Annotated in this window: 10 protein-coding genes; all 10 read left to right on the top strand. The window is 65.3% G+C overall.

Going from position 1 to position 15,366, the window contains the following annotated elements; genetic code table 11:
- Positions 1-8: 8 nt before the first annotated feature.
- Complete coding sequence (gene hyfB / locus A39O_RS0109970; RefSeq protein ID WP_020504511.1) at positions 9-2,066, top strand: hydrogenase 4 subunit B; 2,058 nt, start codon at positions 9-11, stop codon at positions 2,064-2,066.
- 126 nt (positions 2,067-2,192) lie between these two features.
- Positions 2,193-3,158 (top strand): respiratory chain complex I subunit 1 family protein, encoded by a 966-nt coding sequence (locus A39O_RS0109965; RefSeq protein ID WP_020504510.1) that lies wholly within the window; start codon positions 2,193-2,195, stop codon positions 3,156-3,158.
- Entirely contained in the window at positions 3,155-3,841 is a 687-nt protein-coding gene (locus tag A39O_RS0109960; protein ID WP_020504509.1) for a formate hydrogenlyase, read from the top strand. The genes A39O_RS0109965 and A39O_RS0109960 overlap by 4 nt, the downstream gene beginning before the upstream one ends.
- Positions 3,838-5,346 (top strand): hydrogenase 4 subunit F, encoded by a 1,509-nt coding sequence (locus tag A39O_RS0109955; RefSeq protein ID WP_020504508.1) that lies wholly within the window; start codon positions 3,838-3,840, stop codon positions 5,344-5,346. The genes A39O_RS0109960 and A39O_RS0109955 overlap by 4 nt, the downstream gene beginning before the upstream one ends.
- 18 nt (positions 5,347-5,364) lie before the next feature.
- Positions 5,365-7,035, top strand: coding sequence for a hydrogenase large subunit (locus tag A39O_RS0109950; RefSeq protein ID WP_020504507.1), 1,671 nt, complete (start codon positions 5,365-5,367; stop codon positions 7,033-7,035).
- A gap of 3 nt (positions 7,036-7,038) precedes the next feature.
- Positions 7,039-7,563: an NADH-quinone oxidoreductase subunit B family protein gene (locus tag A39O_RS0109945; protein ID WP_020504506.1), complete on the top strand. Its 525-nt coding sequence runs from the start codon at positions 7,039-7,041 to the stop codon at positions 7,561-7,563.
- 42 nt (positions 7,564-7,605) lie between these two features.
- On the top strand, positions 7,606-8,181 hold the full coding sequence (locus A39O_RS0109940) for a hypothetical protein (RefSeq protein ID WP_020504505.1): 576 nt from the start codon (positions 7,606-7,608) through the stop codon (positions 8,179-8,181).
- Positions 8,178-8,906: a hypothetical protein gene (locus A39O_RS0109935; protein WP_020504504.1), complete on the top strand. Its 729-nt coding sequence runs from the start codon at positions 8,178-8,180 to the stop codon at positions 8,904-8,906. Before A39O_RS0109940 ends, A39O_RS0109935 begins: the two co-directional genes overlap by 4 nt.
- Before the next feature lie 28 nt (positions 8,907-8,934).
- On the top strand, positions 8,935-11,895 hold the full coding sequence (locus A39O_RS0109930) for a KGGVGR-motif variant AAA ATPase (protein ID WP_020504503.1): 2,961 nt from the start codon (positions 8,935-8,937) through the stop codon (positions 11,893-11,895).
- Positions 11,892-15,206 carry an ATP-binding protein gene (locus A39O_RS0109925; protein ID WP_157639931.1) on the top strand — a complete coding sequence of 1,105 codons (3,315 nt, stop codon included), beginning with the start codon at positions 11,892-11,894 and terminating at the stop codon, positions 15,204-15,206. The genes A39O_RS0109930 and A39O_RS0109925 overlap by 4 nt, the downstream gene beginning before the upstream one ends.
- Positions 15,207-15,366: the final 160 nt, after the last annotated feature.

The following is a 15,366-nucleotide window of genomic DNA, read 5'->3' as shown; positions in this document are numbered from 1 at the left end:
CAAACCCCATGAGCCTGACCGCGCTCCTGACGCCGGCGCTGTCGATGGACACGGCCCTGCACCTGGCCGGACTCGCGGTGGTCCTGGCCCTGCTCTCTTCAATCGTGTCGCTGGCCGCCCGGCGAGCGCCCTGGGTGCTGCGCCGGGTCGCGACGCCGCTGCTCGGTTTCGTCGGACTCGCGGCCCTGGCGGCCGGGGTGATGGCGCTTTTGGTCGGCGAGGTGGTGTCGGTGACCCTGCCGCTCGGGTTGCCCTGGCTGCCCTGGCACATCCGGCTCGATGCCCTGTCCGGGTTCTTCCTGGCCGTGATCGGGGTCGTGACCTGTGCCGTCGGGATCTATGGTCCGTCCTATGTCCGGAGTTTCGAGCACGGTAAGGATTCGCTCACGGCCCTGGGCGGATTCAGCGGGCTCTTTCTCACCGGGATGCTGCTGGTGGTGCTGGCCGATGACGCCTTCCTGTTCATGGTCGCCTGGGAGTTGATGTCACTCTCGTCTTATTTCCTGGTTGCCTTCCATCATGAACACGCCGAGAACCGCCGCGCCGCCTTCCTTTATCTGCTGATGGCCCATGTGGGCGGGCTGATGATCCTGCTCGCCTATGGCGTGTTGGCCGCCTTCGGCGACAGCTTTGCCTTCGTCGATCTGCGCGCCGCGCCGGTGCCCGCGGTCTGGGCCGGGGTGGCCTTCGCGCTGGCCTTCGTGGGTTTCGGAATGAAGGCCGGTCTGGTGCCGCTGCACGCCTGGCTGCCGGAGGCGCATCCGGTCGCGCCCTCGCATATCTCGGCGCTGATGTCCGGGGTGATGCTCAAAGTCGCGGTCTACGGCTTCATCCGCGTGTGCTTCGATCTGATCGGGCAAATCCAGTGGCAGTGGGGCGTGGTCGTACTGGCGATCGGCTGCCTCTCGGCTTTGTTCGGCGTGCTCTCGGCGCTGATGCAGACCGACCTCAAGCGGCTGCTCGCCTACTCATCGGTCGAGAATCTGGGCATCATTTTCATTGCCCTGGGTCTGAGCCTGGTGTTCCTGAGCGCGGACTTCACCGAACTGGGTGCGCTCGCCTTCGTCGCCGCCCTGTATCACTGTTTGAACCACGCGCTCTTCAAGGGTCTGCTGTTCCTGGGTGCCGGGGCCATCCTGCACGGGACCCACGAGCGCGACCTGGATCAGATGGGCGGACTCTTGCGGCGGATGCCCTGGACCGGGCTCTTTTTCCTGGTCGGGGTGCTGTCGATCTCCGCCCTGCCGCCGTTCAACGGTTTCGTCTCCGAGTGGCTGACCTTTCAGGCGGCACTCCAGGCCTGGCAACTCGACAGCGGCGTGCTGCGCAGCCTGATTCCGATCGCCTCGGCGGTGTTGGCCCTGACCGGGGCACTGGTGGCGGTGACCTTCGTGAAGGTCTACGGCATCGCCTTCCTGGGTCAGGCCCGGTCGCGTCATGTGCGCCGGGCCCGCCGGGGACCCTGGGGGATGCTCGCGGGCCAGGGCTTGCTGGCGGTGCTGTGCCTGGCGCTCGGGGTGCTGCCGACCTGGGTGATCGGGCTGATCGACGCGGTGCCGCGACAGGTGCTGGGCGACGGTCTGCCGCAGGCCGGTGCCTACGGCTGGCTGTGGCTGACCCCGGTCTCGCCACAGACCGCGAGCTACAGCGGCCCGCTGGTGGTACTGATGCTGGCCGGGATCGGCTTGACCGCTTTCTGGGGACTGAACCACCTGTGGGCGAAGGGCGCGGCGGTGCGCTGGGTCCACCGCGGCGATGCCTGGGACTGCGGTTTCGCGCCGCCCTCGCCGCGGATGCAGTACACCGCCACCTCCTTCGCCCAGCCGATACGGCGTGTGTTCGGCCTGCTGTTCCAGATCGAGGAGTCGGTCACCATCCAGGAGGACGGCAGCACGCGCCATCGGCTGCGCATCCGCGACCGTTTCTGGGGTCTGCTCTACCTGCCGATCGCCCGCGCGGTCGAATCTTCGGCGCGCCGGGTGGTGCGGCTGCAATCGGGCAATGTCCGGGTCTATCTCGGCTGGACGCTCGCGACCCTGGTGGGGCTCCTGTGGATCATCACATGAACGCAAGACGCGTGCTCACACGGACCCGCGGGCCCGGCGCACAACGGCAACCGGCGTCCGTTCAAGCATCCGGATCTGCATGGTGCCGTGAGCGGTTTTTCCTGACAGTCGGTCCGGGGTGGCGACATGGGTAACTTCCTGACCGGGTCCGGTTGGGGGATCGCGGCCCTCCAGTCATTGCTCTACGTCGCACTCGCGCCGCTGCTGGTGGGCTGGCTGCGCAAGGTCAAGGCGCGCCTGCAGAACCGCCGCGGGCCGTCCCTGCTCCAGCCCTATCGGGATCTGTACAAGCTGCTGGCCAAGGAGGCGCGGGTCGCCCATACCACCTCGCCGCTATTCCGTGCCGCGCCCTATATCGTCTTCACGGCCACCTGGATGGCGGCGGCGACCGTGCCGCTGTTGGTGGTGGACCTGCCCACCGCGGCCATCGCCGACATCATCGTGCTGGTGGGTCTGCTGGCCTTGGCGCGGGTCTTTCTAGCCCTGGCGGGCATGGACGTGGGCACGGCCTTCGGCGGCATGGGGGCCTCGCGTGAGATGCTGATCGGCGCACTGGCCGAGCCGGCCATGCTGATGGCGGTCTTCACGCTCGCGATGACCGCCCATTCCACCAACCTCTCCAGCGTGATCGATCACCATCTGAGCGACGGCTTCGTGTTGCGTCCGTCCTATCTGTTCGCCCTGGGCGGCCTGGTCCTGGTGGCCATTGCCGAGACCGGCCGGATTCCGGTGGACAACCCGACGACCCATCTGGAGTTGACCATGGTTCATGAGGCCATGCTGCTCGAGTATTCGGGCCGGCATCTGGCGCTGATGGAATGGGCCGCACAACTCAAGCTGCTGTTGTACGGAACCCTGATCGTCAATGTCTTTTTCCCCTGGGGGATCGGCCAGGGGTTGAGCCCGGCCGCCCTGGGTCTGGGGTTGGCCGCGGTGGTGGGCAAGCTCGCCGTGCTCGCCGCGGTGCTGGCGGTGGGGGAAACGGTGCTGGCGAAGATGCGGCTGTTTCGCGCCCCGGCCTTTCTCAATCTGGCCCTGCTCCTGTCGCTGCTCGGCTTGCTCAGCCACGTGATTCTGGAGGTCGGCGCATGAATTTGACCCTGCTGCCGCTCCTCCAGCAGTTGTTGCTGGTGCTGGCGGCCATCGTGCTGTTCCTGTCGTTCGTGCTGCTGGCGCAGGTCCGGCTGATCTCGGCGATCCATGCCTTCGCCTGGCAGGGCGCGCTGGTGGCGGCCGTGACCGCGGTGGTCGCGGCGACCGGGCAGGTCCATCACCTGTATTTCTCGGCCGCGCTGACACTGGCGCTGAAGGCGCTGCTGATCCCCTGGATGCTGCACCGCCTGACCCGCCGGCTGAACCTGGAGCGTCACACCGAATCCCTGCAGAGTCCGGCGCTGGTGACCATGGGTGCGGTGGCGCTGGTGATCTTCAGTTATTGGCTGGTGCTGCCGATGATCCATGCCGAGATGACCTTCACCCGCAACATCATCGCCATCAGCCTGTCGGTGGTGCTGATCGGGCTGCTGATGATGGTGTTCCGGACGCAGGCGGTGGCCCAGGTGCTCGGCTTCATGTCGATGGAGAACGGGCTCTTCCTGGCCGCCGTTTCGGCCACCGACGGGATGCCGTTGGTGGTCGAACTGGGGGTCGCCTTCGACGTGCTGGTCGCCATGGTGCTGTTCGGTGTCTTCTTCCTGCAACTGCGCGACAGCATCGATTCGCTGGATGTCGACCGGCTGAACCGACTGCGCGAGACCGGGGGAGACAGCCAGTGACCCCGCTGCTGCTCGTCCTGCTGACCCCGCTGCTGGGTGCCCTGGCGCTGGGGCTGGTGCGCCGGCCGGTGGTGGCCGGGTGGTTCAATCTGGGCGTCTCGGTGATCTCGCTGGGCGGTGCCCTGTGGCTCGGCGCCGCGGTCGCGGTGACCGGCGAGGTGTCCGGTACGCTCGGCGCGCAACTGTTCGGCCCGAGCGCCGGCCTGGGCTTCCGGGTCGATGCCTTCAATGTCTATCTGGTGGTGCTGACCGCCTTCGTTGGGGTGACGACCAGCATCTTCTCCCGGCCCTATATGCGCTATGTGCTGGAGATCGGCCGGATCGGCCCGCGCCGCATGCGCACCTACCACTCCATGTACCAGCTCTTCATGTTCACCATGCTGCTGGCGCTCACCACCGATAACCTGGGGGTGATGTGGGTGGCGGTCGAGGGCGCGACCCTCGCCACCGTGCTGCTGGTGTCGCTTTATCGGACCCCGGAGGCGGTGGAAGCGGCCTGGAAGTATTTCATCCTGTGCGGCGTGGGGATCGCGCTGGCCCTGTTCGGGACCGTACTGACCTACTTCGCCGCCCAGCAGGTGATCGCCGACCCCGCCGCCGGCCTGACCTGGAGCACCTTGTATGCCAATGCCGGCGGCCTGGAACCGGCGGTGATGCGGCTCGCCTTCGTCTTCCTGCTGGTCGGTTACGGGACCAAGGTCGGTCTGGTGCCCATGCACCAATGGCTGCCCGATGCGCACTCGGAAGGCCCGACCCCGATGTCGGCCGTGCTTTCCGGGCTCTTGCTCAATGTCGCCCTGTACGCGGTGGTGCGGCTCAAGATGCTGGTCGACGGGTCGCTCGCGGAGACGGCCTCGCCGCAGTTGGCGGGCCATTTGCTGATGGGTTTCGGGCTGGTGTCATTCCTGGTCGCCGGGCTCTTTCTGCATCGGCAGCGCGACATCAAACGGATGTTCAGCTACTCATCGATCGAGCATATGGGGCTCATGACCTTTGCCTTTGGATTGGGCGGGCCGCTCGCGACCTTCGGCGCCTTGCTGCACATGCTGGTGCACTCGCTCACCAAGTCGGCGATCTTCATCACCGTCGGCCACGCCACACATATCGCCGGCACCCAGTCGATCGACCAGATCCGCGGCCTGATCCGCACCCAGCCCGCGGTGGGCTGGTCGCTGTTGATCGGGGTGGCGGCCATCGCCGGCTTCCCGCCCTTTGGCGTCTTCATGAGCGAGTTTCTGTTGCTGACGGCGACCATGAAATCAGCCCCCTGGTTCACATTGGCCCTGCTGTCCGGGCTCGCGGTCGCCTTTGCCGGACTGTTCCGGCACATCCATCCAATGGTCTACGGGGTCCCGCCCGAGGGTCAGCAGCCGGTGGAAGCCAACATGATCCCGGTCGCGGTGCACCTGAGTCTGGTGCTCTGGCTGGGGTTGGCGATCCCCGGATTCCTCGCCGGCTGGCTGGATCGGGCGACCTTGCTGATCACGGGCGCGCATCTGCTATGAGCCAATTATGAGTCCATCATGAATCGCTTCGACTGGCTGTCCGAATTCCTGGCGCGGCTGGAGGACGAGCACTTGCTCGCGCACTCCGGCAACGCCCGGCTGCTGGCCCCGGCCCACCGGTTGGTGCTGGATGCCGAGGATTGGGGCAACGTGGCCAAGGTCGCGGCCAGCCTGGGGATGCGGCACGCGGGGGTCTGGGCCGATTGCGGTGCCGACCATCAGCCGGCCGACAGTGAGGATGATGGTCAGCCGGTCGGCCGTCGGCACCAGAACGAGCCGGCCGGCAGCCGGCCACCCAGCAGCATCGCCGTGTACGCCTGTCTTGAGAAAGAGGGCGACTATGTGGTGCTGGAAGCGCGTGTCCCGCTGGAGCGACCCAAGCTGCCCTCCCAGACGCCGCGCTTCCCTGGACTCGACCGTCTGGAGCGGCACTGCCATGACCTGACCGGCGTGGTGTTCACCGGCCATCCGGACACGCGCCGCTGGACCCGCCATCAGGCCTGGCCAGCCGATGTGTTTCCGCTGCGCGCGGACTTCCCGGCGGCCGGGCACGTGACCTGCCAGATCCCGGCCGACGCGGACTATCCGTTCACGACCATCCACGGCAGCGGGGTCTACGAGATCCCGGTCGGCCCGGTGCATGCCGGCATCATCGAGCCCGGTCACTTCCGCTTCCACGCCATGGGCGAAGAGGTGCTGCGACTGGAAGAGCGGCTGGGCTATGTCCATAAGGGGATCGAAAAGATTGCCGTCGGCCGCGATCCGGCGGGGCTTGCGCGCCTCGCCGGGCGGGTCTCCGGCGACTCCACGGTCGCCTACGCCTGGGCCGCCTGCCAGGCCATGGAGCGCGCCGCCGGCTGCGCGGTGCCACCGCGCGCCCTGTGGCTGCGGGCAATCATGGCCGAGCGCGAGCGCATCGCCAACCATTTGGGCGATCTCGGCGCCATCTGTAATGACGTCGCTTTCACCTTCGCCCTGATCCAATGCGGCCGCCTGCGCGAGCGCTGGCAGCGGCGCAGCCGCGAACTCTTCGGACATCGCCTGATGATGGACGCCGTCATCCCCGGCGGTGTCGCCGGCGATCTGACGCCCGCGGCGCCCCGCACCCTGGGTGATGATCAGGCCGCCCTGCGCAAGGCGGTCCTGCCGCTGTTCGACATCATCGACGATCACCCCTCGCTGGACGACCGGCTGGTGACCACCGGGCGGCTGTCGGCAACGGATGCCCGGTCGCTGGGCTGCACCGGTTATGTGGGCAAAGCCAGCGGCCTGCCCTTCGACGTGCGCCGCGACTGCCCCTATCCGCCCTACGATACCCTGGAGGTCAAGCCGTCGGCGGAGAGCGACGGCGACGTGGCCGCGCGGGTGCGGGTGCGCATGACCGAGGTGCTCGGCAGCCTGGATCTGCTGGATGTGCTGCTGGCGACCCTGCCGGAGGGCGCGGTCACCGCGCCGGTGCCAACGGCGGCGTCGGGTGCCGTCGGTCTCGGGCTGGTGGACGGCTGGCGCGGGGAGATCCTGACCTTCGTCCGTTTCGGTACGGACGGACGCGTCGCGCGCTATTTTCCGCGTGATCCGAGCTGGTTCACCTGGCCGGCACTGGAACGGCTGATCCTGGGTAACATCGTCCCGGATTTTCCGGTCTGCAACAAATCGGTCAATGGGTCCTATTCGGGCCAGGACCTGTAGACCATGATTCGCATACTCAAGCAATCCCTGGGGATCGGCGTCATCACCGAGGCCGCACCCGGCATCGAGGATGAGGAACTCGAACGGCTCGGGGTAGAGGTGCTGCGCCATGTCCATGCCCGGCTGGGGCGCAGTCTGTCCATTCGCCAGGTCGATGCCGGCTCATGCAACGGCTGCGAGCTGGAAATCCATGCGCTGAGTAATCCCTATTACGACCTTGAACGCTTCGGCCTGCATTTCGTTGCCTCTCCGCGCCATGCCGATGCCCTGCTCATCACCGGACCGGTCTCGCGCCACATGGAAACGGCGCTGCGTCGGACCTGGCAGGCGACTCCGGTGCCGAAGATCATCATCGCCGCCGGCACCTGCGCCTGCGACGGCGGCGAATTCGGCGTCTCCTACGCGAGTTGCGGCGCGGTCGAGAACGTCATTCCGGTCGATGTGAAGATCCCCGGCTGTCCGCCGGCACCGCTGGACCTGCTGCGGGGGCTGTTGGCGGCGCTCGCGGCGCCGCGGAAATTAAGCTAACCTTGGGCCGAGGCAAGACCAGAAAGAGCATCCGCCGGCGTCATGTACCCGCAACGCCAGGTCGCCTTTGCCTTTTCCCGCAGCATTGAGCAGGACGCTGAGCTGCAGATTGATGGATCGCCCTGGGACACCGGCGCCTTTTTCCGGCACGTCGCACCACTCCTGCGCCTCGATACGGATGAAGCCAAATCGAGCGTATTCCATGCCCACACCCTTGGAGCGCCCTGGTATCGTGACTACCTGGTCGCCTATGTTGCGACCTGTTTCGCCTGCGCGGCCGATTATCTGCGTAGCGGGGCCTATGCACAGCCAGACCCCGCGCAAGTCATGTCTTCGCGCCCTAACGACTTCCTGCTGCGCGTGTTCGAGGTGAGAGTCCGTCCCAGACTGCCCCTGGAATCACGGTGTATCCTCGCTCTTTTTCTTCCATCGCCTCGCTACTTAACACCGTCTATTGCCGAGCACCTGTGCCCGGTGATCGAAGGTTCCGGGGTCCGCATCGAATACTACGGCCGCCCCCCGCGGCACGGTGTCAAGACCAACCCCACCCCAGACGATTTGAGACGCTATGTCACCGCCTGGATGTGCAATCGGATTCAGCGGGAGGCCAAACCATGATCGAGTCGGGCAAGGGCTACGTCGTCATCGGCGCTACTGCAGCTCCGGGCAGGGACGAACTCCCACAGTTTCTCGACCCCGTTTGCCGGGCCCCGGACCAAGACGAGATCTATTTCGTCGCGAACGTAGAACCTTGGGACGGATCGGAACAAGGGTTTTCCCCCGTACCGCGGCTATCTTTCGATGAGGAATGCGAAGCTGGGTATTGGCAACGTCTGGAGCCGGGATTCTCCTTTGCTTGGGACTACCACCTGGTGGCCATGGATGCCGAAGTGCCCCCCATTTATCTCCCGGCTCGCGACGCCGCTTCGGTTCTGTGGAGCCGCGGCAAGGAGGCCCTCGCCGCCGTCGCCGAGGATCTGGAGCGAAGCATAACAACCGATAAAATGGACGAACGCATCTGGTATGCCATTCGCGCACTCCCGAAAGATCCGTTTCCCTTGCTAGCCTTTGTTGCACTGATGCGGGGCCACCTGTCTCCGAGCCTGCTCAAAGAGTTTGAATCCGAGCTGCCAGTGGAATACAGAGGTCCTTCGCCCCTGCACCGGCACGCTCAGGAACATCATTGGGGAGTGTTGCTCCAGAGGATACGCGAAGATCCGGTTGGCGCGCGATTCATTACTACTGTCGGCGACTCGGGCCCTAAGCGCAAGTCATGGCTGGAAAGGTTTCAGGACGTTCCCGTTTTCTTGCCGACCATGCAGCAGGAGTTCGGGTTTAGGTAGCGCCACACCTGCGCCTTCACCCTATCCCATGGTCATCACCTTCTATTCATACAAGGGCGGGGTCGGCCGGACGCAACTGCTTGCCAACGCTGCCGTCGCCCTGGCGAACCGAGGTCGCGATGTCGTCATGGTCGACATGGACCTCGAGAGCCCGGGATTGCACACCTATTTCACGGAGTCCAACGCGGGAGGAGTGGCTCTCTCCGACCAGGATCTCGCGAGTCGCCCCGGCCTGATCGATATCCTCACAGAGCAATGGCAGGACGGCAGCATCCCACCCGACATACGGGGCCTGCTGATGCCCGTGGACCACTCTGCCCGCGAGCGACACTGCGGCTCGTTGCGGCTTCTCCCCGCCGGGTGCCTGGACGAGGGCTATCCGCAACGGGTAGCCAGTTTCCCCTGGGAGGAGTTCTATGCCGACCGCCAGGGCTACGCCTTCATGGAGTACGTGCGCGAAGCGCTCGTTGGCGAGGACGACAGCACTCCGCGGCCTGACTTTGTATTGATCGACAGCCGTACCGGCCTCACGGACATCGGGAGCATCTGTACCGCCCAACTGCCCGACGTCCTGGTCGTGCTGTTCGCCCTCCACGCCCAGGGGATCGATGGCGCCAAGCGCATTGCACGCGCCGTCGATGCCTACCGCTCTAAGGCCGGCCAGGACGCCCGCTTACAAAAGGTTTTCTTGCTTCCGTCGCGGGTAGAAGAGGTCGGTTCCCGAGACGAGCGCAACCGAATGTTGGAGTATGCAACTCGTCAGCTCACGGGATTCGGCGAATTGTTGATCGACCTGTTCGACCGCGTGCCCTATGACCCTGAAATTGCCTACGGCGAACCCATCGTCGTCGGTTCGACCACGGCGCAGTCTACTTACCTTTCTCGGGCCTACGAACGCTTCGTGGATCGCCTGGAAAAGCTCGCGATTGCCAAAGGTACCCAGGACGAGGCACTGGGGCCGCCCGCCGCGGAGCAAGGCCTGGCCCCAGGGCAATTGTTCGCCGCTGTCGACCGCTTAGCTGGCGAGATTCGGCAACTGCTCGACCCCTGGGGGAAAATCCGGAACGGTATCATTGGGGATTTCCTACCCCAGGCCCATGCGCTTGCCGACCTCCTTCGGGGCGCACATGCCGCCTATCACAAAGCGTGCGATCTATTCGGTCGTCTGGCTGAGGATGGCGATTCAGTCCCGTTCCCTCCCCTCCCGGAGCGCCTGACGGACCTCGACTCGTTCCTTCATGAGGTTCGGCGCCAGGCCGAAGTGTGCGCCGACGCTTGGATTGACCGCTGGTTCGAGCAGGCGACCGGGCGCCTGACCGCCGCCAGTGTTGCCGACCCTGAGACGATCACGGGGCACTTGGCGGCGCTGACCACTGCAGCCCGGAGCGAGACCTTCGAAGAGATCGAGGCCCAACTCGGGGCTATCGAGTCGCATCTGCGGCGCGACTCGTTGGACCATCTGCTTCGGGAACGCCGCCTGCGCCCCAAGGACTTTGAGCGGGTTATACCGGAGCCGGCCAGCCGGCGGCAATGGCTTGAGGATCGGCTCGCCCGCTTGCAGGAGGATGGCGATCTTGTAGACCCGAGCCTTCCGAATCAGCTCTGGAACGCACTCAGGTTGCTCCTGCCCCTCCTCGGCGATCGGCCCGACGGCTACCCAGAGCCGATCCATTGGAATGCCTACGACCTACTCTGTATGTTGACCTCTGCGGAGCAGCGAGCGGAGCGACGCGAGGAGGAGCTTCATTGCTTCGTCGAAATCGGATTCGAGCTATGGGCTCGTGATTGGCACGCCCTGTTGTGCAGCGACGGCACCCGCACTCCGGAATGGCCTTGCGATCTCGACGCGCGGGGTCAGCTCCGGCGCGTCGCCGAAGTGGGAACAGATAAATTCAATGAGCTGGTCGATGTGGTCGCCGATGACTTCAGGGCTGGTCAACAATCCCACGCGGCGCTGCGGCGCTTGCTTGAGCAGCGGGGCGATGACCCGGTCGTCGCGGGGGCGATGGAGCGATTGGCCGGGGACCCGACGCCCGGCGCCAGTCGCGACCTGTTGGCAAAATGGCTCTATGTCCGAGCCGCCAAGTCGCCGCCGGACCTGATGGGGTCCTTTCTGCGCGGACTGGCCGACGAGGGGTACGTGGCGGAGGCGTTCATCGCCGCCTGCGCGTTCCGGCAACGCAATCCCGATGCAGCAACTGAAGACTGGTTGGCGGACCTGGCAGCGCGCTATATCGCCTTACTGGCCAGTAACGGGCTGATCTCGGACATCGAAGCGCTGATCGTGCAACCTGACTTCCTTGGCGCCCTGTGTCAAAGCCGCCCGGGCCTCGCGGTAGCGGCGCTGCTGGCCGGATTCGAGCGCGGCGCACCGATCGGTGAGGACGCGCGACGGGTGGTGGTCACCGACCTGTTGCACAACCGACGCCCCAGTGACCTCCCGGAGTCGGTTTACGACTGGCTGCAGCGCGTGGAGCGTGGGGAAACACACCAGGAGGCCCTGGCAACCAGCCTTGCAGGCCTCAGCGAGCGCGTGGAAGGACTGATGAACGTCAGCGTTTATGGCGCATGGGACGGCAGCCCTCATTTCGCCCAGGCGTTCAGAGACGAATGGGAGCCTCGGTACGAGGCGTTGCTCGACGAGCCGGGAAAGCCAGGTCAACTCGCCCTCGTTTCCGCGGCCCCGGAGGCCGAGGGCTGGATCCGTGCGACCGGTAAAACACTCCGGACCAACGGCAAACACCTCAAACAGCCCGATGGGGCCGCCGCAACCAATTTGATTGCGGGCTTTCGAAATATGACGGAGGCGATGGAGGAACTTGCGGCCGCGGCGCCCTCCGGGGCATCGATTCGCACTGTCCTGGAGCAGGAGCGCCAGCGGCAGGAGGCATTTCGCGAGCTGGCGGCCTGGTTCGCGAGCGATGCCGCCGGAGGTGCCAACGGCGCCTATCGGCATGTCTCCGAGGCGTTCGGCCTAGGTGAGCCATGAGCAGCGACTGTCCCAACTGGCTTGAAGCGGCCCCGCCGCCCCTGAGCCTACTGCGTATCGATCCACTCCTGGTCAGGTTAGGCGGGACGGCGCGACAAGACCTCCAGACGTTTCTCGACGACCTCGTCGCATGGAGCGCCGGTATCCGCGACTACGTCTCTGCGGCTGACGGATTTCTGGAACGGCGATCCTTCTCCGAGGCGGCGCGGTGTCTCGTCAACCTTTCCTCCACGCTTTCCTCTGCACAAGTCGAAGGTTTGGACGTCGCTTTACGCTTTCCGCGCCTTTGGTCGGAGTGGCGAGAACAAATCGAGAAAGATATCGGTCGGGCAACGCAGGATAGGCAGCGCTTCGCTGACCAAGATTGCAACCCAGAACTCATGGAGGAGATCGACAAGGCGCTCGCCGATATCGAGGCAGGACTTCGGCGTCTACCCGGCCGCTTGGAAGAATTGACCAGGGCCAATCTTGATCGCCTCGCGGGCATTGACCCCTCCGATCACGCCACGGTAAACGAGCAACGCGAGTACCTCACTCTTTGGCTGGAGGAGGCGGAGCACTCCGCCCGCGAGAGGGACAGGGATCTGGACCAGCGGCTTGGCGTCGTCCGTCATCGTAGCGCCCAGGCCATCGGCAAGGTCCTCAGCATGGAATCGCTGAGCGCTGGGATCGAAGCGCGTGCGCTGTGCCTGCAAGGCGAGATCCGAAAGCACCTGGAGCAGCGGGCCGTTGGCCCGGCCGAGAACGCGTTGGAAGAACTGGAGCAATTGGCCCAGGGGGGAGTCGTCGAGCCGAGACCGACGCCGACGTCCGCGAGTCCGGCCCCGGCCCAAGCTCCGCCCGTCCGGTTATCGACCATTGCGCAGTTGGCGCTCGATGCGCCGAGTACCCAAGCGGCGCCGGAGTCCTTCCCGAAAGAATTGGGCGATCCGCCAGGGTGGGATTGGAATCCGGAGCGGTTAGCCGACTTGGCCGCGCAAGCCTTGGCCTTCGTCAAAGTTGGGCCGGAACAGACTCAAACCGCGGATGCGGAAGTCGCGAGGGGCGCCTATCTGGCGATCAGTGCCAAGCAGCGCTTGATGGCGGGCGAATCGCACGATGCCCTGGTGTTCTTTAGAGATGCCTACACCTGGGCCATGCGCCCGGTACGGGGCTTGCTGGAGCCTGAGCGTGGGCGGTGGCGTCAGGACTGTGCCTGGGGCCTGCTGCTTTGCACCGCATTAGCCTTCAGCCCAAAGGAAGACCGCGAGGCAGTCATCTTCCCGCGGAATCTCGCGGCGCTGTTTCAAAGCGACCTCGGGCGCCTAGCCCTCGGCGTGATGGACGACCGGGAGTTGTTCCCCGACCTTGCCCACATTCTTCTTTCCATGACCACCGAGGCCATGGACCTCTTTCTGCGCGAGCACCTTTGGGACTATCTTGGGTCGCATCCCGTCGCCCTCCAAGACCTGGTGCGCGGTTTTGCGTCCGACTTTCCGGAGCTGCCGGGCCGGGTGCTCGCGGTGATCGCCACCCTGATGTCGGGACTTGGCGAGGGCACGGACAGTGTGGCGGGCGAGGCGCTCAGGGACCTATCCCGGCGAGGGGAAACCGCCGGACGCGATCGACGCCAGACGCGACGCCTTTGCGAAGAGGCGTTGCGGGTACTGCACCCTCAGAGCGACGAATCGGGTCTGGCGGAAGCGGCCCGAGACGGGCTGGAGTCGCGGGTTACCGCCCTCACCGATTCGCCCGTACCGCGCGTCGCGGTGCAACTGGTGGCGGGCAAACAAGGGCTGTCGTCGCGCAAGCGGGTGGTGCTGCGCCTGCATTATCTCAGGGGGGCAGACATCTTGCGCCGGGTCCGGGTCCAGCCGGGGGTGGACCAACAGGACAACCAGGCCGTCGGCCTGTTCGAGCGGCCCGCTGCAATCGGTCGACTCAAGCCCGACAACACGGCCGAGATCGCGGTTCGCTATACACGCATTCCGGACCTGGGCGGACCCGTGACCTTGTTGATCACCGTGAATCAGTGGGACGCCACCGAGGGCGTCACCCTGCCGGTCGAGGTGCATGGCGAGCGTGCGCGCTTCGCGGTCGCCCCGCAGACACCGCTGAAAGATAAGCCCGTGAACCCCTATGTGGTTGGCGGGGCAATCACGGATATCGACCGGATCTTCGGGCGCCAGGAGAAGGTGGAGGAGATCGTGCGCCGACTCATTGGGGAGCGCCAAGACAACATTGTCCTGGTGCTGGGCGAGCGGCGCATCGGCAAGACCACGGTACTGAACCACCTACGGGAGCACCCCGCAATCAAGGACCGTTATGTCTGCGTATTCTCCGACCTCCAGTCGGCGGGGGATTTCCGCGATATCGGGGCCTTCTATCGCGCTTATCTGATCGATCCGATCCTCTGCGGCCTCAGAGACAAGGGTCTTCGGGAAATCCAGGCGCCGAGCGCGGCGGCGCTGTCCGCTGCTCCGCACAAGGCATTCGAGGCATTCATGGCGACAGTCGACAAGGCTGTCGGTGGATCTGGGAAGCGTCTTCTCGTACTGCTGGACGAGCTGGAAAAAGTTCTGGTGGCCGAGGAGCGCCGGCGCGAGCAGTCGGATGTCGAACTGCCGGATGATGTGATCGCGGCTATCCGGGCGGTCTTGCTTGCCTCGCGCTCGGTGAGTTTCGTGCTGGCCGGAGTCACCGACGTCGTACGGCGCCACATTGAGGGGCCAGACAACCGCTTGTTCAGTCTCGCCTTGCTTGTCGAGCTTGGACGTTTAGGTCCTAACGCCGCGAAACGCCTGATCGCCGATCTCGCGGATCCCCATTACGAGGTCACCACGTTGGCCCAAAAGCGGATCATCGCGGAGACTGGCGGTCATCCCTACCTGCTGCAACTCGTCTGCTTTGAACTGTTCGAGCAGATCGTCCAGGAGGGAGAACTGGTGGCCACCGAGGCGGACGTTGTGCACGTCATGGAACAGAAGGTCATCCCTAAAGCCCAACCGTTTAGTTACATCGTGGAGACCATCCGGGATCGCAACGACTTGGCGGTATTGGATGCCCTCGCGGCGCTTCAGACGGGTACGGCGTTCGTGTGCGTCAAGGACATCCACCGGCACCTGCGGCGAAAGGGCGTGGAGTGGTCGGAGGAGGAACTGGTCCGGCGCCTCGACTCAATGCGCCGCCAGGCGCCCAGCCTGATTGCGCGGAGGACCAATCGGCCCTCCCAGTACCGCATCGAAACTCCGCTGGTGGCGCGACATCGCAAGCTCCTGCAGCAAAGCCGGACCAGCCTGGTGGTGCGTACCCCAAGCCCAGCGGCGGAGTAGGCGATCTCAATCAGGACGGTCATGCGGGAGCAGACACCGGCGTTCGCCTTCAAGGGCGGCTGTTGAGCGCGCTTAATGAGATTCCGGCGCGGCTCTACTCAGGGCCGACACCACGCCGCGGCCGCAGTGCATGAGCGAGGGTCGGTACATCCGTGCGCCA

It is taken from the genome of Lamprocystis purpurea DSM 4197, from assembly GCF_000379525.1.
GTDB lineage: Bacteria > Pseudomonadota > Gammaproteobacteria > Chromatiales > Chromatiaceae > Thiodictyon > Thiodictyon purpureum.
This window is presented reverse-complemented; position numbering and strand designations above follow the sequence as displayed.